A 25,791-nucleotide genomic window follows, 5' to 3' on the forward strand; every position below is an offset into this window, starting at 1 on the left:
AACTGACGCAAACCTCTTGATCACCGAAGCAAACCGGGGGCCGGCCGGCACAACGCGAAACCCGAGCCGGCAAGCACGACGCAGAGCAGCCCAAGCCGGCACTCCCGGACGGCCGCCAGAGGCGGGACGGCTCAGGCGAGGGGGAGGTAGACGCGGTTGCCGGTGGAGCGGAATTCGGCTGACTTGTTCTGCATGCCCTGGGCGGCGTACTCCTTCAACTCCTGGGTGATCTTCATGGAGCAGAACTTCGGGCCGCACATGGAGCAGAAGTGGGCGGTCTTCGCCGGCTCCGCCGGGAGGGTGGCGTCGTGGTACGAGCGGGCGGTCTCCGGGTCCAACGACAGGTTGAACTGGTCTTCCCAGCGGAACTCGAACCGTGCCTTAGACAGCGCGTCGTCCCACGCCTGCGCGCCGGGGTGCCCCTTGGCCAGGTCGGCCGCGTGTGCCGCGATCTTGTACGCGATCACGCCGGCCTTCACGTCGTCCCGGTCGGGCAGTCCGAGGTGTTCCTTCGGGGTGACGTAGCAGAGCATGGCGGTGCCGTACATGCCGATCATCGCGGCCCCGATCGCCGAGGTGATGTGGTCGTACGCGGGGGCGATGTCGGTGGTCAGCGGGCCGAGGGTGTAGAACGGTGCCTCGTGGCACCACTCCTGCTGGAGGTCCACGTTCTCCTTGATCTTGTGCATCGGCACGTGGCCGGGCCCCTCGATCATCACCTGCACGTCGTGTTCCCAGGCGACCTGCGTCAGCTCGCCGAGGGTGCGCAGCTCGGCGAACTGGGCCTCGTCGTTGGCGTCGGCGATCGAGCCGGGACGCAGCCCGTCACCGAGGGAGAACGTCACGTCGTAGCGGGCGAGGATCGCGCACAGCTCCCGGAAGTTGGTGTAGAGGAAGTTCTCCTCGTGGTGGGCCAGGCACCAGGCCGCCATGATCGAGCCGCCCCGGGAGACGATCCCGGTGACCCGGTCGACGGCCAGCGGCACGTACGGCAGCAGCACCCCCGCGTGCACCGTCATGTAGTCCACACCCTGCTCGGCCTGCTCGATCACCGTCTCCCGGAACACCTCCCAGCTCAGCTTGACCGGGTCGCCGCCGACCTTCTCCAGCGCCTGGTAGATCGGCACGGTGCCGATCGGCACCGGCGAGTTGCGGACGATCGCCTCGCGCGTCTCGTGGATGCGCTTGCCGGTGGACAGGTCCATCACGGTGTCCGCGCCCCACCGGGTGGCCCAGGTCAGCTTCTCCACCTCCTCGGCGACCGACGAGGTGACCGCCGAGGTGCCGATGTTGGCGTTGACCTTCACCAGGAACGCCTTGCCGATGATCGCCGGCTCGCACTCGGGGTGGTTGACGTTGAGCGGCAGCACCGCCCGGCCGGCGGCGATCTCGTCGCGGACCAGCTCCGGCGGCAGCCCCTCCCGGATCGCCACGAACTCCATCTCCGGGGTGATCATCCCGGCGCGGGCGTACCAGAGCTGGGTGGGTCGCCTGGCGTCGACGCCGGCCAGCGGGGTGCCCGCGCCCCGGACCGGTGCGACGTCGCCCCGCTCGGCGATCCACGGGCCGCGCAGCGGCGGCAGCCCCACCTCCGGGTCCGAGCCGGGGCCGGAGGTGTCGTAGAGGCGTAGCGGCGGGTTGTCCCCGGTCAGCTCCACCTCGGCGAACGGCACCCGGACGTCCGGCCGGGACCCCTCGACGTAGACCTTGCGACGTGCCTGCATGACAGCCTCCCTGTTGGTCATCGGGACCAGCCGAAGTGGTCCAGCGGGCCGCGGCCCGCGCCCAGTTCCCAGTCCCGCGCGCCGGTCAGCGCGCGGGTGACGTACTCCTTGGCGGTGGCGACCGCGACCGGCACCGGGTCGCCGGCGGCGAGCCGGACGGCGATCGCGGCCGAGAACGAGCAGCCGGTGCCGTGGCTGTGCCGGGTGTCCACCCGGGGCGCACGGAGCAGGGTGGTCGTCCCGCCGCCGGCCAGCACGTCGACCGACTCGCCGGCCGCGTCGAGGTCGCCGCCGGTGACCACCACGTACTCCGGGCCGCCGGCCGCCAGGGCCTGCGCCGCCGCGACCATCTCCCCGACCGTGGTCACCGGGCCGCCGGTGAGGGCGGCGGCCTCCGCGCAGTTCGGTGTCGCCACCCGGGCGTACGGCAGCAGCCGCTCGACCGCCGCCACCACACCGAGCCGGTGTCCGCTGGTGGCGACGAGCACCGGGTCGACGACGAGGTGCGGCAGCCGGCCCGCCTCCGCCGCCCCGGCCACGACGTCGGCGACCGCCGGCGTACCGAGCATCCCGGTCTTCACCGCCCGGACCGCGAAGTCGCCGAGCACACTGTCGAGCTGCTCGGCGACGGTCTGCGGGGGCAGCGGCAGCACGGCGTCCACCCCGCGGGTGTTCTGCGCGGTGACCGCGGTCAGCACGCTCGTCCCGTACGCGCCGAGGGCGGCGAACACCTTCAGGTCGGCCTGGATGCCGGCACCACCGCCGGAGTCGGACCCGGCGATGGTGAGCACGGTCGTCGGTGTCATGTCCCCTCCTGGGGGATCGGGGTGCGAGGGGTCGGACGGGGTGCCGCCAGCGCGGTGAGCTGGTCGAAGACGCCGGTGAGTGCTGCCGCGACGGCGGTCGGGTCGGCGGCGCGCATGATCGCGCCGAGTACCGCCACCCCGGCCGCGCCCGCCTCGACACACGCCGTCACCTGCTCCGGCGTCTCGATGCCGCCGAGGGCGAGCACGGGTACCGGGCTGAGCCGCACCAGCCGGCGCAGCCCGTCCGGGCACAGGGGTGGGCCGTAGCCGGGTTTGCTGCGGGTGGGCCAGACCGGCGAGAGCGTCACGTAGTCCTCGGTGCCGAGTCGGGCCAGCTCCGCCGCGTCGTGGCAGGACCGGCCGACGAGCCCGACGGCCGGCGGCGGGTACGGCCCGGCGGCGGGCAGGTGGACGGCGTCCCCGTCCAGCGGGTCGGGGCCGGCCACGATCAGGGTGCCGCCGGCTCCGGCCAGGGCCGCCCGCAGGTCGACGGCGAGCGCGGCCCGGTCGGCGCGGGGCAGGTCCTTCTCCCGCAGCACCACCCACCGCACGCCACCGCGTACCGCCCCCGCGACGACCTCGACGAGATCCGTCTGCGCCGCCCGCCGGTCGGTCAGCAGCACCACCCCGGCCGGGGCGGCGGGGCGGGTCACAGGTCGGGTCTTCCGTCGTCGGGGGTGGAGGCGAGGGCGTGGAAGCGCCGGGGGATGCGCCCGGCGGTGTACGCGAGCCGCCCGGCCCGTACGCCGTGCCGCATGGCGGTGGCCATCGCCGTCGGGTCGGCGGCCCGGGTGACGGCGCTGGCCAGCAGCACCCCGTCGCAGCCCAGTTCCATGGCGAGCGCCGCGTCGGAGGCGGTGCCGATCCCGGCGTCGAGGATCACCGGCACGTCGACGCTCTGCCGGATGAGCCGGATGTGGTGCGGGTTGGTGATCCCCAGTCCGGAACCGATCGGCGCACCGGCCGGCATCACCGCCGCGCAGCCGACGTCGGCCAGCCGGCGGGCCAGCACCGGGTCGTCGGAGGTGTACGGCAGCACGACGAACCCGTCGGCGACGAGTTCCTCGGCGGCCCGCAGCAGCTCCACCCCGTCCGGGAGCAGGGTGCGTTCGTCGCCGATCACCTCCAGTTTGACCCAGTCGGTGTCGAACGCCTCCCGGGCCAGCCGGGCCACCTTCACCGCCTCGGCAGCGGTGTAGCAGCCGGCGGTGTTGGGCAGCAGCCGCACCGCGCACCGGTCGAGCAGGTCGAGCAGGCCACCGGCGGTGCCGGGGGCGGTGTCGACGCGGCGCAGGGCGAGGGTGACCAGTCCGGTGCCGGAGGCCCGGATCGCCTGCTCCAGCACGTGCAGGTTGGCCGCGCCGCCGGTGCCGAGGACGAGCCGGGAGGTGAAGGTGTGACTGGCGATGGTGAGGGGCATCCGGGTCACCCGCCCTGGGCGGCGCTGAGCACCTCGACCCGGTCACCGTCGCGCAGCACGGTGGCCGGCCAGCCGCCCCGGGGGACCACCTCGCCGTTGACCGCGACGGCGAGCCCGCGCCGTTGCCCGGTGACCGTGGCGACCAGGTCGGCGACGGTCGTGCCGCCGGCCAGGTCGCGTCCGACGCCGTTGACGATCAGTCGCACGTCTTCCTCCTCAGTGGAACCGGTCGGCGGTGAAGGGGGTGAGCAGCGGGTCCGGCTGACCGGTGACGATCAGGTCGGTGATCAGGTCGGCGGTGACCGGGGTGAGCACGATGCCGTGCCGGTGGTGGCCGGTGGCGGCGAGCACGCCGGGCCGGTCGGGCAGCGGGCCGAGGATCGGCGCGTTGTCCGGGGTGCCGGGGCGCAGTCCGGCGGTCGCCTCGGTCAGCGCGTACTCGGCGAGTTCGGGGACGAGGTCGACGGCGGCGCGGAGCAGGCGCAGCACCGCCCCGGCGGTCACCTCGGTGTCGGCGCGCTCCTCGACTGTCGCCCCGAGCACCACCTCGCCGTCGTCGCGGGGGACGAGGTAGACCGGCTCGCCGTCGGCGTACCCCCGGATGACGTGCCGGAAGCCGGGCGGGCGGTGGTCGGGCGCGTGGAGCCGCAGCACCTGGCCCTTGACCGGGCGGACCGGCAGCCCGGTCAGCGCGGCGGCGCCGCAGCCGGCGGCGACCACGACGACCGGCGCGTCCACCTCGGCCAGTCGGGTCACCGCGCCGGGCAGCAGGGTCGCGCCGGCCCGTCCGGCGGCGACCCGCAGCGCGTCGACCAGCCGGCGCGGGTCGACCTGGTGGTCGCCGGGGGCGACCGCGCCGCCGCGCAACCGGGGGGTCAGCGCCGGTTCGCGCTCCCGTAGCTGCGACGGCCGCAGCGCGCTGATCGGCAGCCCCAGCCCCTGCTGGTACGACCAGAGCCGGCGCGCCTCGGCCAGGTCGTCCCCGGTCAGCCCGACGACGAGGGTGCCGTCGGTGCGGTACCCGAACTCCGTTCCGGTGGCTTCGGTCAGCTCGGCGGCGAAGCCCGGCCAGCGGGCGGCGGACTCGGTGAGCAGCCCGGTCAGTTCCCGTTCCCCGAAGTACGCCTCGGCGACCGGGGCGAGCATCCCGGCGGCGACCCGGGACGCGCCGGAGCCGGGGGCCGGGTCGTGCACGGCCACCCGCAGGCCCCGGGCGGCGCAGCGCCAGGCGATCGCCAATCCGACCGGCCCCGCGCCCACGACTGCGACGTCGGGCCGGTTCAGCACGTCAGCGCCGCGATCAGTTCGGCGGTGGCCCGGCCCGGGTCGGCGGCGGTGGACAGCGCCCCGACCACCGCCACCCCGTACGCCCCGGCGGCCCGCAGCGCCGGCACCGTGGCGACGGTGACCCCGCCGATGGCGATCACCGGCACGTCGACGGCATCGGCGACGGCGCGGATCCCGGCGGGGCCGATCGGGTCGGGCAGGCCGGTCTTGGTGGCGGTCGGGTGGCACGGGCCGACGCCCAGGTAGCTGGCCCCGGCGGCGACCGCCCGTGCGGCGGCACCCGGTTCCCGGGTGGTCGCCCCGAGCACGGCGTCGGGGCCGAGGACCCGGCGGGCCGCCGCGACGGGCAGGTCGTCCGCGCCGACGTGGCCGCCGTGGGCGTCCACCGCGAGGGCTACGTGCAGCCGGTCGTTGACCAGGCAGGTCGCCCCGTACGGCGCGCACTGCTCGCGCACCCGGCGGGCCAGGTCGTAGGCCTGCCGGTCGGTGGTGTCGTCGGTCACCCGGACCTGGACGACCAGCTCGTCGCGGGCCACCGGGAGGGCGGCCCGCAGGACGGCGAGCGGGTCGCACCCGGGGCGGGTGTCGGTGATCAGATGCAGTCGGCCGAGGGACGGCACGGCAACTCTCCTCCCTGCGCCGGCATTACCCGGATCAGGTTCGACGGTCGGGGGCTCTCAGCCCCCCTCTCAGCCCGGTGTACCGGGCTCCCGTGGGTCACGTGCCTGTGACCGTACGACAGATCCGCTGATCCGCCAAGGGGTGTTAGATTGATCCAGCAACGTCGATGGCTACTATTTTGGGCTTGTATCCACATAAGCCGGAAAAGCGAGTCGCCGATACCGAATCGTTACATGCTCATGCCTTGCCGGAAACCAATCCAGCGGCGCTAATTTGTTCAACCGATCGACATTATTCCGGTGCGAAGCCTCGGCGTGGCCCGCACCTGATCGCCACCGGTGCGGACCTCGGCGGGCCCACACCGATCCGACCGGGGACGGTCTGCGGCGAGTCGTCCCCATGCCCCCACCACTGTCCAACGCGGACAAAAGGAGCATGGAGTGTCTCCATCCCGCCATCGCCGCGCACGTCGCGGTCCACTGGGTGCCGGTCTACTGGCCCTCTCCCTACTCGCCAGCGGTCTGATCGGCGGCACCGCCGCCCAGGCCGCTCCCGTCGCGCAGGCCCGGCCCCAGGCCGCACCCGCGCCGGCGGCGGCAGCCGCCGCCGAACCGTTCTCGGTCCTGGTCTTCTCCAAGACCGCTGCGTTCCGGCACGACGCCATCCCGGCCGGCATCGCCGCGATCCAGAAGCTCGGCACCGAGAACGGCTTCACCGTCGACACCACCGAGGACGGGGCCGCCTTCAACGACACCAACCTGGCCAAGTACCAGGCGGTGATCTGGCTCTCCACCACCGGTGACGTCCTCGACGCCACCCAGCAGGCCGCGTTCGAGCGCTACATCAAGGCCGGCGGCGGCTACGCCGGCGTGCACGCCGCCTCCGACACCGAGTACGACTGGGCCTGGTACGGCAACCTGGTCGGCGCGTACTTCTCCGGCCACCCGGCCAACCAGCAGGCCACCGTCAAGGTCGAGGACCACGCGCACCCGTCGACCGCCGACCTGCCGGACCGCTGGTCCCGGTTCGACGAGTGGTACAACTTCCGCACCAACCCGCGTTCCAAGGTGCACGTGCTGGCCAGCCTGGACGAGAAGTCCTACAGCCCGGGCGCCGGCGCGATGGGTGCCGACCACCCCACCGCCTGGTGCCAGGACTACGACGGCGGTCGGTCCTGGTACACCGGCGGCGGCCACACCCAGGCGTCGTACACCGAGCCGGAGTTCCTCAGCCACCTGCTCGGCGGCATCCGCACCGCGGCCGGGGTCGAGAACGCCGACTGCGGCGCCACGAAGACCTCGAACTTCGAGAAGGTCACCCTCGACAGCAACACCAACAACCCGATGGAGCTGGACATCGCTCCGGACGGCCGGGTGTTCTACGCCGAGCGTGACGGCCGGGTGCAGATCGTGAAGCCGGACACCGGCAACACGGTCACCGCGACCCGGCTGGACGTCTTCACCGGCAACGAGGACGGCCTGCTCGGCCTGCGCCTCGACCCGGACTTCGCCACCAACAAGTGGATCTACCTGTACTACGCACCGGCCGGTGGCGCCCCGCGCAACTACCTGTCCCGGTTCACCGTCAACGGTGACACCATCGACAAGGCCACCGAGAAGGTCGTGCTCCAGGTCGACACCCAGCGCAACACCTGCTGCCACGCCGGCGGCAGCATGACCTTCGACTCGAAGGGCAACCTGTACCTCGCCACCGGCGACAACACCAACCCGTTCGAGTCGAGCGCCTTCACCCCGATCGACGAGCGGGCCGGCCGGCAGGACTACGACGCGCAGCGCAGCGCCGGCAACACCAACGACCTGCGCGGCAAGGTGATCCGGATCCACCCGGAGGACGACGGCACCTACACCGTCCCGACGGGGAACCTGTTCGCCCCGGGCACCGCGAAGACCCGTCCCGAGATCTTCGGCATGGGCTTCCGTAACCCGTTCCGGATCGGCGTCGACCAGAAGACCGACACCCTCTACGTCGCCGACTACGGGCCGGACGCCTCGGCGGCCAACCCGAACCGTGGCCCCGAGGGCCTGGTGGAGTGGAACATCGTCGCCACCGCCGGCAACTACGGCTGGCCGTACTGCACCGGCAACAACAAGGCGTACAACGACTACACCTTCCCGTCCGGGCCGAGCGGCGCGAAGTTCGACTGCGCCGCGCCGGTGAACGACTCGCCCAACAACACCGGCCTGACCAACCTGCCGCCGGCCATCCCGGCGACGGTGGACTACGGCTACGCGGGCGACCCGCGCTTCCCCGAGATCGGCGGCGGCGGCGCCCCGATGGGCGGCCCGGTCTACCGCTACGACGCCGACAGCACGTCGAGCCGCAAGTGGCCGGCGTACTACGACGGCAAGGCGCTGCTCGGCGAGTGGAACCAGTCGAAGATGTACACGATGCAGGTCAGCGCGGACGGCAAGTCGCTGATCGACATCAACCAGCTGCTCACCGGCATGTCCATGATCCGCCCGATGGACTTCGAGTTCGGGCCGGACGGCGCGCTCTACCTGATCGAGTGGGGCACCGGCTTCGGCGGCAACAACGACGACTCCGGGGTCTACCGGATCGACTACACCGCCGGTGACCGCGCCCCGATCGCCGAGGCCAGCGCCGACCCCACCTCCGGGGCCGCACCGCTGACCGTGAAGTTCTCCAGCGCCGGGTCCCGTGACCCGGACGGCGGCACGCTGACCTACGCGTGGAAGTTCGGTGACGGACAGACCTCCACCGAGGCGAACCCCACCCACACGTACGCCACGGCCGGCGACTACACCGCCCAGCTCACCGTCACCAACCCCAAGGGCCGTACCGCCGTGGCGAACGTGCCGGTGACGGTCGGCAACACCGCCCCGACCGTGACCATCGAGTTCCCGCCCAGCGGCGGGTTCTTCGACTGGGGCGACCAGGTCAAGTACACGATCAAGGTGACCGACCCGGAGGACGGCACCGTCGACTGTGACCGGGTGCAGCTGCAGGTGCTGCTCGGCCACGACGAGCACGCCCACCCGCTGGAGCAGCACACCGGCTGCACCGGCACCGTGCAGACCTCGCTGGCGTCCGGGCACGGCGCGGAGGCCAACGTCTTCGCGGTCTTCGAGGCCACCTACACCGACGACGGCGGCACCGGCGGCGCCGGCCCGCTGACCGGTCGGGCGATCGAGATCCTCCAGCCCAAGCGCAAGCAGGCCGAGTACTACACGGCCACCGGGCGGGCCCCGGGCAGCACCGGCGGCGGTGACCCGGGCGTGCAGAAGGAGACCACCAGCGACACCGCCGGTGGCGGCCAGAACATCGGCTTCATCGAGGACGGCGACTGGTGGTCGCTCGTCCCGGCCAACCTGACCGGGGTCGAGCAGATCCGGTTCCGGGTGGCCTCCGAGGTCCAGGGCGGCCGGATCGACGTGCACGCCGGTGCCGTCGACGGTCCGGTGGTGGCCACGGCCACCGTGCCCGGCACGGGCGGCTGGCAGCAGTTCGTCGACGTGACCGCGCCGGTGACGGCCGGTGCGGAGGGCGCGCTGTACTTCGTCGCCAAGGACCCGGCCGGTGGCGCCGGTTCGCTGTTCAACGTCAACTGGATGGACTTCATCGGACGGGGCGTGACCGACAACGCGCCGCCGCAGGTGACGGCCACCGCCACCCCGGCGACCGGCACCGCGCCGGTCACCGTGACCTTCACGGGCACGGCCACCGACACCGAGGGTGACACCCCGCTGACGTACGCCTGGGACTTCGGTGACGGCGGGACGGCGACGACCCTGAACGCCACCCACACCTACACCACCCCGGGCACCTTCACCGCCACCCTGACGGTGACGGACAGCCGGGGCGCGAAGTCCTACGCGACCGTCCCGGTCAAGGTGGACGCGCCGAACAACTCCTGCCTCGGGGCGCGTTCGGACGAGTTCACCGGCAACACCCTCGACAAGGACCGCTGGACGGTCGTCCGGGAGAACCAGCTCTACTCGGTCTCCGGCGGGTCGCTGCGGCTGCCCACCGCCTCCGGTGACCTGTACGGCACGACCAACGGCGCCACCAACCTGGTCCTCCAGCCCGCACCCAGCGGGGCCTGGCAGGCCACCACCAAGGTCACCCTGCCCGTCACCGCCAACTACCAGCAGGCCGGCCTGCTGATCTACGGCGACGACGACAACTACGCCAAGGTGGACCTGCTCTACAGCGGTTCCCGCCGGGTGGAGTTCATCCGGGAGACCGCCGGTTCGCCCCGCAACGAGGGGGCGGACGCCACCGCCGCACCGGCCGGTGACACCATCTGGCTGCGGCTGATCAGCGACGGCACCAACCTGACCGCGGCGTTCTCCGGCGACGGGGCGACGTTCACCCCGGTCGGTCGGTCCGCCGCGCTGGCCGGCATCACCAACCCGCGGATCGGTCTGTTCGCCCTCAACGGTGCCACCACCGCCCCGGTGGTGGACGCGCTGTTCGACTCGTTCCTGGTCTCGCCGGACGCCCCGGCCGGCCCGGTCGACCCGTCGGACGAGTTCACCGGCACCACGCTCGACAAGTGCCGGTGGAACGCGGTGCTCCGGGAGGACCCGGCCGCCTACCGGGTGGCCGACGGCGCACTGAAGATCGACGTGCCGAAGGGTGACATCTACGGCACCAGCAACACCGGGCCGACGAACTTCATCCTCCAGACCGCGCCGAGCGGCGACTGGACCCTGGAGACGAAGGTCGACGGCAGCGCGCTGGCCGAGCAGTACCAGCAGGCCGGTCTGATCGTCCACGCCGACGACGACAACTACGTCAAGTTCGACTTCATCGTGGACAACCAGGCCGGTCAGACCCCGTCGCGGCGGATCGAGTTCCGTGGCGAGGTCGCCGGGGTGACGCAGAACCCGCAGCCGCAGGTCTCCAACCTGACCTCGGCGGTGTGGTACCTGCGGCTGGCCCGGGCCGGTGACACCTTCACCGCGTCGTACTCGGCCGACGGGCAGGAGTGGACGACGTTCGAGACGCTGACGAACACCGCCGTCGGGGCCACCCCGAAGGTCGGTCTGTTCACCCTCGGCGCGAACGCGGCCACCTCGAAGACGGCCTCGTTCGACTACTTCCGGCTCTCCACCAAGGCGGCCGACACGACCGCCCCGGTGACCACGGCCACCGTCTCCGGCACCCCGACCGAGGGCTGGTACACCGGCCCGGTCACGGTGACGCTGGCGGCGGCCGACGAGGCCGGCGGTAGCGGGGTGGCGAGCACCGAGTACCAGCTCGACGACGCCACCACGTGGACGGCGTACACCGAGCCGGTGCAGGTCACCGGGGATGGCGCACACGAGCTGCGGTTCCGGTCGACGGACAAGGCCGGCAACGTGGAGGCGACGAAGAAGGTCGCTGTGAAGATCGACGCCACCGCGCCGGTCAGCTCGGCGGCGTTCGCCCCGGCCAACGCCGACGGCTGGCACAACGGCACCGTTCCGGTGGTGATCACCTCCACCGACGCCGGTTCCGGGGTGAAGAAGCTGGAGTGGTCGCTCGACGGTGGCGCCTGGACGGCGTACACCACGCCGGTGGAGGTGACCGGGGACGGCACGCACGAGCTGCTGTACCGGGCCACCGACGCCGCCGGCAACGTCGAGGCGCTGAAGTCGGCGGTCGTGAAGATCGACGGCACCAAGCCGACGCTGCTGGTCTCCGGCATCGCCGACGGCCAGCTCTACGGTGACAGCCAGGACGTCCGGATCTCGTGGCAGGCGGTCGACCCGACCTCCGGCATCAAGACGACCTCCGGCGTGCTGGACGGTCGGGCGTACGCCAGCGGCACCCTCCAGGCGCTGTACGAGCTGCCGCTCGGCCTGCACGAGCTGACGGTGACCGCGACCGACAAGGCGGGTAACTCCACCACCTCGACGGTCCGGTTCTTCGTCACCACCTCGTTCCGGGACATGCAGAACCTGCTGGACCGGTTCAAGGCGACCGGACGACTCACCACCAAGGCGCACCGTCAGCTGTCCAACAAGCTGGACGCGGTGCGGGCCTCCGAGGCGGCGGGCAACGACAAGCGGGCGGTGCAGCAGTTGACCGCCTTCAAGGCGTTGGCCACCGACCCGGCGGTGGTGACCGACACGGACGTGCGGGACGTGCTGGTCCGTGACGCCGACGCCATGATCGTCCGGCTCGGCGGCGCGGCCACCAAGGCCGGCGTCAAGGCGAACGACAACAAGTCGGTCGACGGGGCCGGCCGGCTCGGCGCCGACCCCACCCGGATCGCCAAGGGCGGTTCGCTGTAAGGAGCACCACGGGGCCGCTCCCACCGTCGACACCGACGGTGGGGGCGGCCCCTCCACATCGGAAGGGAGACGTCGATGCGTACCTTCAGAGCCCTCGCCGCCGCGCTGGTCGTGGCGGCCCTGGTGGTCCTGCCGGCGGGTCCGGCGGCGGCGCACGGCGGGAAGGTCAAGCTGACGGTGGCCGGTGACGGCGCCGGCGGGGTCACCGTGATGGCCGTGTACGCCGACGGGCACCGGCTGGACCAGCCGGTCCGGCTCACCCTGACCGCCGAGGGCGAGGGTGGCCGGACGGCCGGGCCGGTGCAGATCGAGCCGGCCGGGGAGGGGCAGGGCTTCTACAGCAGCGGCCCGCTGCTGTCCCCCGGCGACTGGCGGGTGACGGTCAGCGCCCCCGAGCCGTACCGGAGCACGGCGACCGCCCAGGTGCAGGCGCGGGCGGCCCAGTCGCCGTCGCCGGCCGCCGCCGCGCCGCCGCCCACCGGCGGGGACACCGACGACGGCTTCGGCGGCTGGCCGTGGCTGGCCGGTGCGCTGGCGGTGGTCGTCGCGGGGACGACGCTGCTGCTGTGGGGTCGCGGCCGTGCTCGGCCGGGCCCCGGGGAACCGGCCGGCCTGGACAGCTGACCACCCGGTTCCTGGTCGGGCCCGGACACCGCGACGGTGTCCGGGCCCGACCGCGTCGGGGCCGGCCGGTCAGAGCAGGGCGTCCAGTGCGTCGAGGTCGTCGTCGGTGGGCTGCCACCCGCCGGCGGCGGCGTTCGCCCGGACCTGCTCGGCGGTGGTGGCGCCGGCGATGACGGAGGCCACCGCCGGGCGGGCGGCCAGCCCGCCGATGGCCACCTGGAGCAGCGTCAGCCCCCGCTGCGCCGCGTACGCCTCCAGCGCCTCGATGGTGTCCCAGCGGGCGGCGGCGAGCCGCTCGGCGTACCGGCCGCCACCGGAGAGCCGGCTGCCGGCGGGTGGGGCGCTGTCCCGCCGGTACTTGCCGGTGAGCAGCCCATTGGCCAGCGGGAAGAACGGCAGCAGGCCCAGGCCGAACCGCTCGCAGGCCGGGATGATCTCGACCTCGGCGTCCCGGTGGAGCAGGTTGTAGTGGTTCTGCGCGCTGACGAACCGGGTCAGCCCGCGGGTCTTCGCCGTCCAGTCGGCGTCGGCGATCTGCCAGCCGGAGAAGTTGGAGTTGCCCAGGTAGCGCACCTTGCCGGCGCGGACCAGGTCGTCCAGTGCGGCGAGCGTCTCGTCGACCGGGGTGTCCGGGTCGGGCTCGTGCAGCTGGTACAGGTCGATGTGGTCGGTGCCGAGCCGACGCAGCGACGCCTCGACGGCCCGCACCACGTACCGCCGGGAGCCGCGTACCCCGAAGTCGCGGCCGTTGCGCCCGCCCATCGACATGCCGAACTTGGTGGCCAGCACCACGTCGTCGCGCCGCCCCTTGAGGGCCTGCCCGAGCAGTTCCTCGGACCCGCCCGGCGGCTCGCCGTAGATGTCGGCGGTGTCGAAGAAGGTGATCCCCGCGTCGAGCGCGGCGTCGACCACCGTCCGGGTGCCGTCGATGTCGAGCTTGCGGCCGAAGTTGTTGCAGCCGATGCCGACCACGGACACCACGAGCCCGGAGTCGCCCAGCCGGCGGTAGGTCATCTCTGTCACGAGATCCACCCTATGCCGCCCGGACCGGCCCCGACCGGCGACGACCACGCCCGGTGACCGGGCGTGGTCGGCACCTCACGGACGCACGGGTGGCTCAGCCCACGTCCCAGACCGGCTCCGGGGTCTCCACCACGTCACCGTCGCCCCGGAACAGCACGAACCTGTCGAACGAGCGGGTGAACCAGCGGTCGTGGGTGACCGCCACCACCGTCCCGGCGAACGCGGCCAGCCCCGCCTCCAACGCCTCCGCCGAGGCCAGGTCGAGGTTGTCGGTCGGCTCGTCGAGCAGCAGCAGGGTCGCCCCGGACAACTCCAGCAGCAGCACCAGGAACCGGGCCTGCTGGCCGCCGGAGAGGGTGCCGAACCGCTGGTCGCCCTGGCCGGCCAGCTCGTAGCGGCTCAGCGCCGCCATCGCCGCGTGCCGGTCCATCCCGTCGCGGTGCTCGTCGCCGCGCCACAGCACCTCGACCAGGGTATTCGCCATCAGCTCCGGCCGGTCGTGGGTCTGCGAGAAGTGCCCCGGCCGCACCCGGGCGCCCAGCCGGACCACCCCGCCGTGCGCCACCGGGGCCAGCGCGGCGGCCCCGTCCACCGGGCCGTTGGCCGGGTCGGGGTCGGTGCCGCCCCGGGCCAGCAGGCGCAGGAAGTGCGACTTGCCGGTGCCGTTGGCCCCGAGCACCGCCACCCGGTCGCCGTACCACAGCTCCAGGTCGAACGGGTAGGTCAGGCCGTCCAGTTCGAGCTGTTCGCAGATGACCGCGCGCTTGCCGGTCCGCCCGCCGGCCAGCTTCATCCGGATGTCCTGGTCCTTCGGCGGTACGGGCGGCGGCCCGGCCTCCTCGAACTTGCGCAGCCGGGTCTGCGCCGCCTGGTAGCGGGAGGCGAGCCCGTCGTTGTACGCGGCCTTCTGCTTGTACATCAGCATCAGCTCGCGCAGCTTCTGGTGCTCCTCGTCCCAGCGGCGGCGCAGCTCGTCGAGGCGGGCGTGCCGGGCCGTGCGGGCGTCGTGCCAGCTCGCGAAGCCTCCCGGGTGCACCCAGGCGCTGCCCCCTTCGACGGCGACCACCCGGTCGGCGGTGTGCGCGAGCAGTTCGCGGTCGTGCGAGACGTACAGCACCGACTTGGTGGACTCGCGCAGCCGCTGCTCCAGCCAGCGTTTGCCGGGCACGTCGAGGAAGTTGTCCGGCTCGTCGAGCAGCAGCACCTCGTCGGGGCCGCGCAGCAGCAGCTCCAGGGCGAAGCGCTTCTGCTGCCCGCCGGACAGGGTGCGTACCGGCCGGTCCCGGGAGGCGTCCCAGGGCAGGTCGAGCACGGTGGTGGTGACGGTGTCGAAGAGCACCTCGGCGTCGTACCCGCCGGCCTCGCCCCAGGCGGCCAGCGCGTCGGCGTACGCCAGTTGGGCCTTGCCGGCGGCGGTGCTGTACTTGCCGCGCAGCTCGGCCTCCCGCATGGCCTGTTCGGTGGCGGCGAGCCGGTGACCGGCCGCGCGCAACACCGGTGGGGCCAGCGACAGGGCCAGGTCGGCCAGCGTCGACTCGTCGCCGATCATGCCGATGAACTGCCGCATCACGCCGAGCCCACCGGAGCGGGCGATCGCCCCGGTACGCACCGGCAGGTCACCGGCGACCATCCGCAGCAGCGTCGTCTTGCCGGCGCCGTTCGGCCCGACCAGGGCGACCTTGGCGCCCTCACCGACCCGGAACGACACGTCGGCGAAGAGTTCCCGGCCGTCCGGGAGGATGTGCCCGACCGCTGCCACGTCCACGTATCCCACGCCGGCATCCTGCCCGAGGCGTGGGGCCGGGCGACACTCGATTACCGGGTGACCCGCAGCACCCGGTAGCCCTTCTGGCTGGCCTGCCGGGTCACCGCGAAGCCCTCGTCGCCCAGCCAGCGGTGCAGCGAGTCGCCGCCGAGGTGCCGGGCCACCACCAGCCAGCCGACGCCGTCCGGGGCGAGCCGGGGCAGCCAGCGGCGCAGCAGCCCGTGCAGTTCGGGTTTGCCGATGTGGATCGGCGGGTTGGACCAGATCTGGGTGAAGGTGACCTCGACCGGCACCTCGTCCGGGGCGACCGCGTGGACCCGGTCGGCGGCGTCGACGCGGGCGGCGTTCGTGGCGGTCAGCTCGCGGGCCCGCGCGTTGACGTCGACCGCCCACACGGTGGCGGTCGGTGCGAGGTCGGCCAGCACGCAGCTGATCGGCCCGAATCCGGAGCCGATGTCGAGCAGGTGACCGCCGGTGCCGGCGGTCGGCAGCTCGGCCTTGCGCAGCAGTACGGCGGTGCCGGGGTCGAGCCGGGCGGCGGAGAAGACCCCGCTGGCGGAGGCGAGCGTGTAGTCGCGCCCGGCGACGTGGAACTCGACCTCGCGGGGGTGGGCCGGGGCGCTGGGCTCCGGGGTGAAGTAGTGGTCGCCGGTCACCGGGGCATTGTTCCACCGGCCCGTACCGGTCCCGTCGTCGGCGGTCGGTGTGCCCGGCGGGCCGCCGGGGTGGACGGTCCGGTGGACCCGACGCGCCACGCGCGGTATTTCCCGATATTATCCCCTAAAGGGGCAATGGACCCTACTCTGGGCGACATGGTATATCGGTACGAGTCCGCTGAGGACGCGTTTGAGGAGAACCTGCGGCCCGGGGCGGACCTGCCGCTGTTCCAACCCGGCCCGACCGCACCGGCCGGGCCCTCCCCGTCCCGCTTCCCGGCCCCCTCCCTGCCCCGGACCAGCCGGCCGACGCCGCCGGAGGCCGATCCCGTCCCGATCCGCTCCGCCGTCCAGGTGCCCGCCCCGACGTCCACGCCGGAGCGCTCCCGGTCCCGCCGCTCCGCCGACGCCCGGGGCGGCCGGCTCTGGCAGATCGCCGTCGGCGGGGCGGCGGTGCTGATGCTGCTCGGCCTCTGCGGCATCGGCGGGGCCCTGCTGCTCATCGACCGCTCCGCCACCGACGATCCGGGGCAGACCGGGGCCGCGCCGACGGCGTCGGCGAGCACCGCCCCGGCCGACCAGACCGCTACCGGCCCCCTGGACTCCCGGGACTCCGACCGGCAGCCGTTGACCGCCAAGGAGGTCTTCCCCGGCAAGACCCTGGTCGTCGGCGTCGACCGGCACGAATACCAGGTGCTCAAGACCCAGTCCGGCGCGAACTGCGCCGTGGCCGCCACCGGTGAGATCGCCGACCTGCTGGTCACCCTCGGGTGCAGCCAGGTGGTCCGGGCCACCCTGCGCTCCCCCGACGGCGACCACCTGCTCACCGCCGGTCTGTTCAACCTGACCGACCTGGCCACCGCGCAACGCGTCCGGGAGCGGATCAGGCCGCTGCTCGACGACCGGCGCGGCCGGTTCCGGGGCATGCCCGCCGGGGACGACACCGAGTCGGTCGCCACCGCCGCCGCCCGCGTCGCCTGGCAGGTACGCGGCCACTACGTCGCCTACTGCCTGGTCACCCGGGACGACGCCGGTGCCGTCCCGGCCGGTGACCGTACCGTCCGCGAGATCATCTACGACCTGATCGAGCTGCACCTCGACAAGGGGGTGCTGGACCGCCGCGCGGCCGGCGTCAGCGTGGACCAGCCCACCGCGAAGGCCACCGGCGCCTCGGCCACCCCGTCCGCCGGGACCCGCCGGACGCCCACCGCCTCCCCGCGCGGCGACGACCCGGACACCGACGAACTGCCCGGCGACTGACCGCCGGCGACGCAGGCCCGGCCGGAGCGGCCGGGCCTGCGTCTGAGGAGCCGGCCCGGGACTGGCCGGCGGCGGGCCCGGTCGCTACGCCGGTTCGACGGGCAACCAGAGTTCGCGGGTCGGACTGCCGAGGTCGTCCGTCGGGCCGGGCACCGCGACGATCTCCGGGCCCGGCCGCAGCCGCCACGGGTTGAACGGAAACCACCCCGTTGCGGCAGTGGCCCAGGTCCTCTGCAGGATCTGCGGATGCGGCCCCGCCACCCGGATGACCACCCAACGGCCCGCCGGGACCTCGATGACGTCCAGGTCGGCCGGGACCGGCGTGCTGCGGGACACGGCGACCCCGTGCAGGTACGTCAGCTCGCTCCCCTCGTCGTAGTCCGCGTCGAGGTCGTCGCAGACCGCGAGCAGGCCACCCGGCTCGGCATCGCCGAGCGCCTTCAGGCGCAGGTGCTCCCCCGCCGGCAGCGCCGCGACGTGCCGCTGGATGTACGGGTTGACGCCCCGGTGGATCAAGGGAACCCGGGCGGCGTGCCCCACGAGCCGGAATGCGGGACGGCCGACGATGCGGGTTTCCATGCCTTCGTTCCCTTCGGCGGTGGGCGGAACCTGAGCCGTGCTACCGGATGACCCGGCCTTTCGTATCGTGGGCCGGCGCGCAGGCGGCACACCCGACAGAAGTGGAGCGGAAAGTGTCGGGCGACCGGGCCCGGTGCCGCCCCACGATGGGCGCATGGACGACACGACACTGGTATCCCGGTTCCTCCACGACGGCTTCGTGAAGGTGGCGGGCGCCGTCGCGCCGCGTGTGGCCGCGCTTTGCGCACGGCTGCTGTGGCGGGAGACGGGCTGCGACCCAGACGACCCGGCCACCTGGACGCAGCCCGTGCACTGGGTGCCCGGCATGGCGCAGGGGCCGTTCGCCGCCGCGCCCAACTCCCCGTACCTCCATCACGCGTACGACCTGCTCGTCGGCGCGGGACGCTGGGAGCCGCGCTACTCGCTGGGCACCTTCCCGTTGCGGTTCCCGCACCGGGACGAGCCGGACGACGCGGGCTGGCACATCGAGGGCAGCTACCTGCCGGAGGGCGCGGACTGGTACTTCACGAACGTCCGCTCCCGGGGTCGGGCCCTGCTGATGCTGTTCCTGTTCAGCGAGGTCGGTGACGAGGACGCGCCGACCCGGATCAGGGTCGGCTCCCACCTCGACGTACCGAAGGTGCTCCAGCGGTACGGGGAGGACGGGGCGAGCGGGCTCGACCTCGCGCCCGAACTGGTGGCGGCGTCGGACCACCGGCCGGTCGCCCTGGCCACCGGGTCCCCGGGCGACGTCTTCCTCTGCCATCCGTTCCTGGTGCACGCGGCGCAGCCGCACCACGGTACGCGGCCGCGCTTCATGGCCCAGCCGCCGCTGATGCCGGCGGCACCGTACGAGCTGGAACGGCCCGACGGCGCGTACTCGCCCGTGGAGATCGCGATCCGCCGGGGGCTCGGGCACGACACCCCCGATCCGGAGGTACCGGGGAGGCGGGAACACCGGTGAGGGGGCGGGTGAGTGGCCGCAACGCGCGATTCCAGCAGTGGGAGGCGCTGCTCCGCAACCGGACCAAGCGGCAGCGTCGCGGCGAGTTCCTCGTGCAGGGCGTACGCCCGATCGCCATGGCCGTCGAACACGGCTGGCACGTCCGGGAGTTGCTGTACGACGCCGACGTCCGGTTGTCCGGCTGGGCCCGCGACACCCTGGACACCGTCCGGGCCGAGAGGTACGCCGTCTCCCCCGAACTGATGCACGAGCTGGGCGGCAAGGCGGACACGGTGCCGGAGCTGCTGGCCGTGGTCGCCCTGCCGGCGGACGACCTGTGCCGCATCCCGGCCGGACCGACCATGCTCACCGTCGTGTTCGACAGGCCCACCAGCCCCGGCAACATCGGGACACTCATCCGGTCCGCGGACGCCTTCGGCGCGTCCGGCGTCATCGTCACCGGCCATGCCGCCGACGTGTACGACCCGAAGGCGGTGCGGGCGAGCACCGGTTCACTGTTCGCGCTGCCCGTGGTCCGGGTGCCCGCCCACCAGACGGTGCTGTCCTGGGTCGCCGACCTGCGCGCCGGCGGTGTCCGCATCGGCATCGCGGGTGCCGACGAGCACGCCGTCCTGGATGTCACCGGGTACGACTTCACGCAACCCACGCTGACCCTGATCGGCAACGAGACCACCGGTCTCAGCGTCGGCTGGCGGGACGCCTGCGACCAGCTCGTCCGGGTCCCGATGTCCGGGGCCGCCAGCTCCCTGAACGCGGCGGCCGCCGCGACCGTCGTGCTCTACGAGTCGGCCCGCCAGCGCGGCGCCGCCGCCCGCCGACAGCACGGGCCGACCGGCTAGGACTCCACCGGGAGCCGCAACCGGCGGGTCCGGTCGGCACGGTCGGCGTAGTCGGCCGGGTCGTCCGGATAGCCGACGGCCACCAGGGTCAACCCGTGCGCCGGCGCGACCGTCACCTCGCTGGACCGTTCCCGGCGGACGAGCAGCCCGGCCGGCCAGCCGACCGGACGTCGACCGTCCCCGGCGGTCAGCATCGCCCCCACCAGGCTGCGCACCATCGCCTGGCAGAACGCGTCGGCCTGCACGGTGGCGACCAGGATGCCGTCGGGGTCCCGTCGCCAGTCCAGCCGGGTCACCTCGCGCACCGTCGTGGCGTTCTCCTTGCGCCGGCAGTACGCGGCGAAGTCGTGTTCCCCGACCAGGCCGGCCGCCGCGACGTTCAGGGCGGCCGGGTCCAACGTCCGGGGCCAGGCGAGGGTGTCGCGCCGCCGCAGCGGCTCGGCACCCCACGGGGCGTCGGTCACCCGGTACTCGTAGCGGCGGAAGGTCGCCGAGAAGCGGGCGTCGAAGTCGGCGGGCACCTCGGTCATCGCCCGTACCCGGACGTCACCGGGGAGCAGTCGGGCCAACCGGCGCAGCAGCCGCTCCCGGTGCTCCGCCCAGACGGCGGCGGGCAGGTCGAGGTGGCAGACCTGCCCGGTGGCGTGCACCCCGGCGTCGGTCCGACCGGCCACCGTCAGGCCGGTCACGGTGCCCGCCCCGAGCACCAGGTCCAGCGCCTCGACCAGCACCCCGGCCACGGTGCGCCGGGTCGGCTGGGCGGCCCAGCCGGAGAAGTCGGTGCCGTCGTACGCGACGTCCAGCCGTAGCCGGGTCCGCTCGTCCACCTCGTACCTCCCGTTCACGACGTCGGGCCCGGCACCCCAGGAAGGGATGCCGGGCCCGACGGTGCTGCCGTTGCTCAGGCCTTGTTCTCGGTGGCCTCGGTGGCCTCGTCGCTGTCCTCGCGGGCGGCGGCGGTGTCACCGGACGCCGAGACCGGCGCCTCGGAGTCCTGGTCGGCCGGGGCCGCCGGGGTCTCCTCGGCCGGGGCCAGGGCCTCGACCTTGTCCTGCTGGGCGCTCTTGCGGGCGGCGGTCTTCTTGTTCGCCTTCGGCTCGGCGACCTGAAGCTCCTCCACCAGCTCGATGATCGCCATCGGAGCGGCGTCGCCCTTGCGCGGGCCGGTCTTCACGATCCGGGTGTAGCCACCGTTGCGGTTGGCGTACCGGGGCGCGATCTGGTCGAACAGGGAGTAGACCACGTCCTTGTCCTTGACGACGCCCAGCACCCGCCGCCGCGAGGCGAGGTCGCCGCGCTTGGCCTTGGTGATGAGCTGCTCGGCCAGCGGACGCAGCCGCCGGGCCTTCGTCTCGGTGGTCTGGATCTTGCCGTGCTGGAACAGCGCGGTGGCCAGGTTGGCCAGCATCAGCCGCTCGTGCGCGGGGCTGCCGCCGAGGCGGGGGCCCTTGGTGGGCGTGGGCATGCTTGGTGCTCCTCAGGTGTGGCGGCAGCGCGGACTAGAGCTGCTCGGTCTCGCGATAGTCGTCGGTGTCGTAGTCGGCCTCGCCGAAGGCGTCCACGACGTGTGCCGGGTCGAAGTTCGGGGCCGAGTCCTTCAGCCCCAGACCCATCCCGGCGAGCTTCATCTTGACCTCGTCGATCGACTTCTGACCGAAGTTGCGGATGTCGAGGAGGTCGGCCTCGGTACGCCCGATCAGCTCACCAACGGAGTTGATGCCCTCGCGCTTGAGGCAGTTGTAAGAGCGGACGGTGAGGTCCAGTTCCTCGATCGGCAGGGCGAGGTCGGCCGCCAGCTGGGCGTCCTGCGGGGACGGCCCGATGTCGATGCCCTCGGCGGTCTCGTCCAGCTCCCGGGCCAGCCCGAACAGCTCGACCAGCGTCGAACCGGCGGAGGCCAGCGCGGTACGCGGGCCCATCGACGGCTTGGTCTCGACGTCGATGATCAGCCGGTCGAAGTCGGTCCGCTGCTCGACACGGGTCGCCTCGACGCGGTACGTCACCTTCAGCACCGGCGAGTAGATCGAGTCGACCGGGATCCGGCCGATCTCGGCGCCGGCCTGCTTGTTCTGCGCCGCCGTCACGTAGCCGCGACCCCGCTCGACGGTCAGCTCCATGTCGAGCCGGCCCTTGCCGTTGAGGGTGGCGAGCTTGAGGTCGGGGTTGTGCACCGAGACACCGGCCGGGGGCTGGATGTCACCGGCGGTCACGTCGCCCGGCCCCTGCTTACGCAGGTACATGCTGACCGGCTCGTCGTGCTCGGAGCTGACGCAGAGCTCCTTGATGTTCATGACGAGCTCGACCACGTCCTCCTTGACCCCGGGGATCGTGGTGAACTCGTGCAGCACACCGTCGATCTTGATCGAGGTGACCGCGGCACCCGGGATGGACGACAGCAGCGTACGCCGCAGCGAGTTGCCCAGGGTGTAGCCGAAGCCGGGCTCCAGCGGCTCGATGGTGAACCGGGAGCGGGTCTCGTTGATCGACTCTTCGGAGAGAGACGGTCGCTGGCTGATGAGCATTTCTTCTCTTCTCTTCCGGGACGCCCGCTATATGACGCCCACGACACAAACTGTTCCGGTGGCCCGCCCCGCAGGACGGGCCACCGCAACGAGCCCTTACTTGGAGTAGAGCTCGACGATCAGCTGCTCCTGGACCTGGGTGTCGATCACCTGGCGGGCCGGGAGCGAGTGCACCAGGACCTTCATCTGGCTCGGGATCGCCTCCAGCCACGCCGGGACGGTCTTCGAGCCGGCTTGGGCCTGCGCCACGATGAACGGGGTGAGCTCCTTGCTCTTGCCCCGGACCTCGATGATGTCGTGCTCCTTGACGCGGTACGACGGGATGTCGACCTTCTTGCCGTTCACGGTGAAGTGACCGTGCTTGACAAGCTGGCGAGCCATGTCCCGGGAGTGCGCGTACCCGGCCCGGTAGACCACGTTGTCGAGCCGCGACTCCAGGATCTGCAGGAGGACCTCACCGGTCTTGGCCTGCTTGGCCACGGCCTCCTCGTAGTACCCGCGGAACTGCTTCTCCAGCACGCCGTACACGCGGCGGGCCTTCTGCTTCTCGCGGAGCTGGAGCAGGTACTCCGTCTCCTTCGTGCGGCCACGGCCGTGCTGCCCGGGCGGGAACGGCCGGGACTCGAACGGGCACTTCGGGCCATCGCACTTGCTGCCCTTGAGGAACAGCTTCATCTTCTCCCGCCGGCAACGGCGGCAGTCAGCACCGGTGTAACGAGCCATCTCTCTCTAACCTCTCAGACCCGGCGACGCTTCGGCGGACGGCACCCGTTGTGCGGCTGCGGGGTGACGTCGGCGATCTGGCCGACCTCCAGCCCGACGGCCTGCAGCGAACGGATGGCGGTCTCCCGGCCGGAGCCGGGACCCTTGACGAACACGTCGACCTTGCGCATGCCGTGCTCCATCGCCCGGCGCGCGGCGGCCTCGGCGGCCAGCTGCGCGGCGAACGGGGTCGACTTGCGGGAGCCCTTGAAGCCCACCTGGCCGGCGGAGGCCCAGGAGATGACCGCACCGGTCGGGTCCGTGATGGACACGATGGTGTTGTTGAACGTGCTCTTGATGTGCGCCTGCCCGTGGGCGACGTTCTTGCGTTCCTTGCGCCGGACCTTCTTGACTGCGGCTCCGGCACGAGCCTTCGGTGGCATAAGTCTTCTGCGCTCCTGTATGGGTTCTCGATCGGCTGCTGGCTCTTGGCCTGGGCGCCGGCGTGGGAATTACTTCTTGCCGGGCTTCTTCTTGCCGGCCACGGTCCGCTTCGGGCCCTTACGGGTCCGCGCGTTGGTGCGGGTCCGCTGGCCGCGCACGGGCAGGCCCCGGCGGTGCCGGATGCCGGCGTAGCAGCCGATCTCGACCTTGCGGCGGATGTCGGCGGCGACCTCGCGGCGCAGGTCGCCTTCAACCTTGTAGTTCGCCTCGATGTGGTCGCGGAGCTGAACGAGCTCCTCGTCCGTGAGGTCCCGAGCGCGCTTGTCCGGCGAGATGCCGGTAGCGGCGAGCGTCTCCTGGGCGCGGGTGCGACCGACCCCGAAGATGTAGGTGAGCGCGATCTCCATCCGCTTCTCGCGGGGGAGATCCACGCCGACTAGACGTGCCATGTGCGGGCGTACTCCTCGTGATGTGTGGCGGAGGTGTGGACCCGTCCCACCCCGCTACCGACCTGTTCCGGCTCCGGCGCGTCGTGCGCCGGCGACCGGACGGCCGCTGCCCGAGCGGGCCCCGGCCTCCGACCGGGGGTTGGCCACGAGAAGGTACGCGTGCGTACGTTCCGCGGCTGGGACGAGCTGGTGACGTGTTGTCGTCGGATCTGCGCGACCCGGATTGGTCCGCCGCCCTCCGTCACACGGAGAGCGGGCTCGGATCAGCCCTGGCGCTGCTTGTGGCGCGGGTCGGTGCAGATCACCATGACCCGGCCGTGCCGGCGGATAACCCGGCACTTGTTGCAGATCCTCTTGACGCTCGGCTTGACCTTCACGGTTGCCTTACTTCCCATCCGGCCCGGCGACGCGGTGACCACGACTCCGGACGTCGAAGACGGACACGGGGACTTCCCGGCCGCCGTCAGGCTTTACTTGTAGCGGTAGACGATGCGCCCGCGGGTCAGGTCGTACGGCGAGAGTTCGACGACGACCCGGTCCTCCGGCAGGATGCGGATGTAGTGCTGCCGCATCTTGCCGCTGATGTGAGCCAGCACCTTGTGGCCGTTCGCGAGTTCCACCCGGAACATGGCGTTCGGCAGAGGCTCGATGACCCGACCCTCGATCTCGATGGCTCCGTCTTTTTTCGGCATGTACTCCGCTGTCCTGACGTCGGTTTTTCCGGACGACCCACAACGTCTTACACGGGCCTTCCGACGGTCGTCGGGGACCCGCGCCAGCCGCGGCTCCGGGCTCCCACCGAAGCGCGTGGTGGGCATGCCGGAGTGGACGCTGTGCGCCGATCTGAAAGTGTACGCCCGCCCACTGGTGGTCGCCAAACCGGCCACCGGTGGTGTCACCCACCCGGACAAAACCGGGCACCACCCGCGCAACACCCAGCTGTCAGCGGTAGTGCCGGCGCTTCCGCCGCCGGATGTCGCGGGCCGTCCGCCGGCGGTCCCGCGCGGGAGCGGCACCGGCCATCCCGCCCGCAGTGCGGAGGAGCAGCAGGACACCCCATGGGCCGAGCGCCCAGACCGGCCAGTAGAACAGCAGTTCCCGGCTGCCGACCGAGGAGATCGCCCAGATCGCGGTGAGCAGGGCCGCCACCCGCAGCCAGGGCACCCACACCTCGACCGGCCACCGGCCGGAGCCGGCACCCGCGGGCACCGGCTTCCCGACCACGGTGTCCCCGGTCACCGGCGGCCCCGGCGGCACCTCCCGGTCGGGCACCGACGCCCCGGGTCCGGGCACCGGCGGGGCCTGTGGGCCGAGCGGGGTCAGCGCGGAGCGCTCCGCAGACGCCGGCCCCGGCAGATCAGCCAGTACCGTGTCCAGCTCCGCATACGTCTTCGCCCCGTACGTCTGTTGCAGGCGCTCGTCGTACTCGTGCAGGTCGAGCCGACCCTCTTCCAGGGCGACCCGGAGCCGTTCCGCCGTCGCCTCCCGGTCGGCGTCCGCCGCCCGCATCCGGTCCCGACCCTCCATGCCGACGCGCCCCTCCATGCCGGCAAGCATGACACCACGGGTCCACCGCCGCCGAACCCGTAACCGCCCACCGGGCCACAGGGCGACTGCCGGACCGGGGGTCACACCGCCACCGCCACCGCTGGCCGACGCTGACCCGGCTGGCGCACCGGCCCCGACCAGCCCGGCCGGCGGCTAGCGGGCGGTTCCTCCCGGTAACGGCCCTCAGGGGGTCAACGGGCCGCCCCGACCCTTTCCCACGAGGCCCGTCTCCTCTCACCGGTGACCGCCTCTCCCCCACCGCATCCGTCCCCGGGTCCTTTCGACCTGATGACAT

25 protein-coding genes and 1 riboswitch are annotated in these 25,791 nt (G+C 72.6%); of the genes, 5 read left to right on the plus strand and 20 right to left on the minus strand.

Annotated elements, in window-relative coordinates:
• Nucleotides 1-131 precede the first annotated feature (131 nt).
• The 7 genes from thiC to thiE form a co-directional block, all read right to left on the minus strand.
• Nucleotides 132-1,724: a phosphomethylpyrimidine synthase ThiC gene (thiC, locus tag FJK98_RS28670; protein WP_145921732.1), complete on the minus strand. Its 1,593-nt coding sequence runs from the start codon at nt 1,722-1,724 to the stop codon at nt 132-134.
• Nucleotides 1,725-1,741: 17 nt separating this feature from the next.
• Nucleotides 1,742-2,530 (minus strand): bifunctional hydroxymethylpyrimidine kinase/phosphomethylpyrimidine kinase, encoded by a 789-nt coding sequence (gene thiD, locus FJK98_RS28675; protein ID WP_145921733.1) that lies wholly within the window; start codon nt 2,528-2,530, stop codon nt 1,742-1,744.
• Complete coding sequence (locus FJK98_RS28680) at nt 2,527-3,183, minus strand: thiamine phosphate synthase (protein WP_145921734.1); 657 nt, start codon at nt 3,181-3,183, stop codon at nt 2,527-2,529. Before FJK98_RS28680 ends, thiD begins: the two co-directional genes overlap by 4 nt.
• Nucleotides 3,180-3,950 (minus strand): thiazole synthase, encoded by a 771-nt coding sequence (locus FJK98_RS28685; RefSeq protein WP_145921735.1) that lies wholly within the window; start codon nt 3,948-3,950, stop codon nt 3,180-3,182. The genes FJK98_RS28680 and FJK98_RS28685 overlap by 4 nt, the downstream gene beginning before the upstream one ends.
• Before the next feature lie 5 nt (nt 3,951-3,955).
• Nucleotides 3,956-4,156 (minus strand): sulfur carrier protein ThiS, encoded by a 201-nt coding sequence (gene thiS / locus FJK98_RS28690; RefSeq protein ID WP_145921736.1) that lies wholly within the window; start codon nt 4,154-4,156, stop codon nt 3,956-3,958.
• Between the two features lie 10 nt (nt 4,157-4,166).
• The gene (thiO, locus tag FJK98_RS28695) at nt 4,167-5,237 is read right to left on the minus strand and encodes a glycine oxidase ThiO (protein ID WP_145921737.1); all 1,071 of its coding nucleotides are present in this window, start codon (nt 5,235-5,237) and stop codon (nt 4,167-4,169) included.
• A complete protein-coding gene (thiE, locus tag FJK98_RS28700) occupies nt 5,231-5,857 on the minus strand; it encodes a thiamine phosphate synthase (RefSeq protein WP_145921738.1) in 627 nt (208 codons plus the stop codon). Before thiE ends, thiO begins: the two co-directional genes overlap by 7 nt.
• A riboswitch (TPP riboswitch) is annotated at nt 5,852-5,960 on the minus strand. Its footprint overlaps the gene before it by 6 nt.
• 338 nt (nt 5,961-6,298) lie before the next feature.
• Here thiE and FJK98_RS28705 point away from each other — a divergent pair.
• Together FJK98_RS28705 and FJK98_RS28710 are read left to right on the plus strand one after the other, a co-directional pair.
• Complete coding sequence (locus tag FJK98_RS28705) at nt 6,299-12,121, plus strand: ThuA domain-containing protein (RefSeq protein ID WP_145921739.1); 5,823 nt, start codon at nt 6,299-6,301, stop codon at nt 12,119-12,121.
• A gap of 75 nt (nt 12,122-12,196) precedes the next feature.
• Nucleotides 12,197-12,745, plus strand: coding sequence for a hypothetical protein (locus FJK98_RS28710; protein WP_194821774.1), 549 nt, complete (start codon nt 12,197-12,199; stop codon nt 12,743-12,745).
• Nucleotides 12,746-12,814: 69 nt separating this feature from the next.
• On the opposite strand, the gene FJK98_RS28715 is transcribed toward FJK98_RS28710, so the two are convergent.
• From FJK98_RS28715 to FJK98_RS28725, 3 genes are all read right to left on the minus strand, one after another.
• Complete coding sequence (locus tag FJK98_RS28715) at nt 12,815-13,777, minus strand: aldo/keto reductase (RefSeq protein ID WP_194821775.1); 963 nt, start codon at nt 13,775-13,777, stop codon at nt 12,815-12,817.
• Between the two features lie 85 nt (nt 13,778-13,862).
• The gene (locus FJK98_RS28720) at nt 13,863-15,542 is read right to left on the minus strand and encodes an ABC-F family ATP-binding cassette domain-containing protein (protein ID WP_145921740.1); all 1,680 of its coding nucleotides are present in this window, start codon (nt 15,540-15,542) and stop codon (nt 13,863-13,865) included.
• 41 nt (nt 15,543-15,583) lie between these two features.
• Nucleotides 15,584-16,189 (minus strand): class I SAM-dependent methyltransferase, encoded by a 606-nt coding sequence (locus FJK98_RS28725; protein WP_145921741.1) that lies wholly within the window; start codon nt 16,187-16,189, stop codon nt 15,584-15,586.
• A 156-nt stretch (nt 16,190-16,345) separates the two neighbouring features.
• Between FJK98_RS28725 and FJK98_RS28730 the strand changes: the two genes are divergently transcribed.
• Nucleotides 16,346-17,449: a hypothetical protein gene (locus FJK98_RS28730; RefSeq protein ID WP_205789263.1), complete on the plus strand. Its 1,104-nt coding sequence runs from the start codon at nt 16,346-16,348 to the stop codon at nt 17,447-17,449.
• Nucleotides 17,450-17,533: 84 nt separating this feature from the next.
• On the opposite strand, the gene FJK98_RS28735 is transcribed toward FJK98_RS28730, so the two are convergent.
• Nucleotides 17,534-18,028 (minus strand): GyrI-like domain-containing protein, encoded by a 495-nt coding sequence (locus tag FJK98_RS28735; protein WP_145921742.1) that lies wholly within the window; start codon nt 18,026-18,028, stop codon nt 17,534-17,536.
• Nucleotides 18,029-18,182: 154 nt separating this feature from the next.
• Between FJK98_RS28735 and FJK98_RS28740 the strand changes: the two genes are divergently transcribed.
• Nucleotides 18,183-18,992: a phytanoyl-CoA dioxygenase family protein gene (locus FJK98_RS28740; RefSeq protein WP_145921743.1), complete on the plus strand. Its 810-nt coding sequence runs from the start codon at nt 18,183-18,185 to the stop codon at nt 18,990-18,992.
• Between the two features lie 8 nt (nt 18,993-19,000).
• Complete coding sequence (locus FJK98_RS28745) at nt 19,001-19,831, plus strand: TrmH family RNA methyltransferase (protein WP_240762406.1); 831 nt, start codon at nt 19,001-19,003, stop codon at nt 19,829-19,831.
• Here FJK98_RS28745 and truA read toward each other — a convergent pair.
• From truA to FJK98_RS28790, 9 genes are all read right to left on the minus strand, one after another.
• Nucleotides 19,828-20,658, minus strand: a complete 831-nt coding sequence (gene truA, locus FJK98_RS28750) for a tRNA pseudouridine(38-40) synthase TruA (protein WP_145921745.1) — start codon at nt 20,656-20,658, stop codon at nt 19,828-19,830. The two genes, FJK98_RS28745 and truA, sit on opposite strands and share 4 nt — an antisense overlap.
• A gap of 74 nt (nt 20,659-20,732) precedes the next feature.
• Nucleotides 20,733-21,296 (minus strand): 50S ribosomal protein L17, encoded by a 564-nt coding sequence (rplQ, locus tag FJK98_RS28755; RefSeq protein WP_145921746.1) that lies wholly within the window; start codon nt 21,294-21,296, stop codon nt 20,733-20,735.
• 34 nt (nt 21,297-21,330) lie between these two features.
• Complete coding sequence (locus FJK98_RS28760; protein WP_007073009.1) at nt 21,331-22,353, minus strand: DNA-directed RNA polymerase subunit alpha; 1,023 nt, start codon at nt 22,351-22,353, stop codon at nt 21,331-21,333.
• 96 nt (nt 22,354-22,449) lie between these two features.
• Entirely contained in the window at nt 22,450-23,076 is a 627-nt protein-coding gene (gene rpsD, locus FJK98_RS28765) for a 30S ribosomal protein S4 (protein ID WP_067301470.1), read from the minus strand.
• A gap of 14 nt (nt 23,077-23,090) precedes the next feature.
• Nucleotides 23,091-23,498, minus strand: a complete 408-nt coding sequence (rpsK, locus tag FJK98_RS28770) for a 30S ribosomal protein S11 (RefSeq protein ID WP_030329919.1) — start codon at nt 23,496-23,498, stop codon at nt 23,091-23,093.
• A gap of 69 nt (nt 23,499-23,567) precedes the next feature.
• Complete coding sequence (rpsM, locus tag FJK98_RS28775; RefSeq protein ID WP_088646990.1) at nt 23,568-23,948, minus strand: 30S ribosomal protein S13; 381 nt, start codon at nt 23,946-23,948, stop codon at nt 23,568-23,570.
• Nucleotides 23,949-24,211: 263 nt separating this feature from the next.
• The gene (gene rpmJ / locus FJK98_RS28780) at nt 24,212-24,325 is read right to left on the minus strand and encodes a 50S ribosomal protein L36 (RefSeq protein ID WP_012184307.1); all 114 of its coding nucleotides are present in this window, start codon (nt 24,323-24,325) and stop codon (nt 24,212-24,214) included.
• 93 nt (nt 24,326-24,418) lie between these two features.
• Entirely contained in the window at nt 24,419-24,640 is a 222-nt protein-coding gene (gene infA / locus FJK98_RS28785) for a translation initiation factor IF-1 (protein ID WP_007073013.1), read from the minus strand.
• A gap of 250 nt (nt 24,641-24,890) precedes the next feature.
• The gene (locus tag FJK98_RS28790; RefSeq protein ID WP_145921747.1) at nt 24,891-25,493 is read right to left on the minus strand and encodes a DUF1707 domain-containing protein; all 603 of its coding nucleotides are present in this window, start codon (nt 25,491-25,493) and stop codon (nt 24,891-24,893) included.
• Between the last annotated feature and the right edge of the window lie 298 nt (nt 25,494-25,791).

The sequence above is a fragment of the Micromonospora sp. HM134 genome, from assembly GCF_007833915.1.
Classification (GTDB): domain Bacteria; phylum Actinomycetota; class Actinomycetes; order Mycobacteriales; family Micromonosporaceae; genus Micromonospora; species Micromonospora wenchangensis.

Coding starts and splice junctions, on each gene's coding strand:
- FJK98_RS28735 (WP_145921742.1), bottom strand. CDS start 18,028: ATGGAAACCCGCATCGTCGGCCGTCCCGCATTCCGGCTCGTGGGGCAC.
- rpsM (WP_088646990.1), bottom strand. CDS start 23,948: ATGGCACGTCTAGTCGGCGTGGATCTCCCCCGCGAGAAGCGGATGGAG.
- rpsD (WP_067301470.1), bottom strand. CDS start 23,076: ATGGCTCGTTACACCGGTGCTGACTGCCGCCGTTGCCGGCGGGAGAAG.
- FJK98_RS28760 (WP_007073009.1), bottom strand. CDS start 22,353: ATGCTCATCAGCCAGCGACCGTCTCTCTCCGAAGAGTCGATCAACGAG.
- thiD (WP_145921733.1), bottom strand. CDS start 2,530: ATGACACCGACGACCGTGCTCACCATCGCCGGGTCCGACTCCGGCGGT.
- thiC (WP_145921732.1), bottom strand. CDS start 1,724: ATGCAGGCACGTCGCAAGGTCTACGTCGAGGGGTCCCGGCCGGACGTC.
- rpsK (WP_030329919.1), bottom strand. CDS start 23,498: ATGCCACCGAAGGCTCGTGCCGGAGCCGCAGTCAAGAAGGTCCGGCGC.
- FJK98_RS28730 (WP_205789263.1), top strand. CDS start 16,346: ATGGTATATCGGTACGAGTCCGCTGAGGACGCGTTTGAGGAGAACCTG.
- FJK98_RS28685 (WP_145921735.1), bottom strand. CDS start 3,950: ATGCCCCTCACCATCGCCAGTCACACCTTCACCTCCCGGCTCGTCCTC.
- FJK98_RS28740 (WP_145921743.1), top strand. CDS start 18,183: ATGGACGACACGACACTGGTATCCCGGTTCCTCCACGACGGCTTCGTG.
- FJK98_RS28790 (WP_145921747.1), bottom strand. CDS start 25,493: ATGGAGGGGCGCGTCGGCATGGAGGGTCGGGACCGGATGCGGGCGGCG.
- rplQ (WP_145921746.1), bottom strand. CDS start 21,296: ATGCCCACGCCCACCAAGGGCCCCCGCCTCGGCGGCAGCCCCGCGCAC.
- infA (WP_007073013.1), bottom strand. CDS start 24,640: ATGCCGAAAAAAGACGGAGCCATCGAGATCGAGGGTCGGGTCATCGAG.
- FJK98_RS28710 (WP_194821774.1), top strand. CDS start 12,197: ATGCGTACCTTCAGAGCCCTCGCCGCCGCGCTGGTCGTGGCGGCCCTG.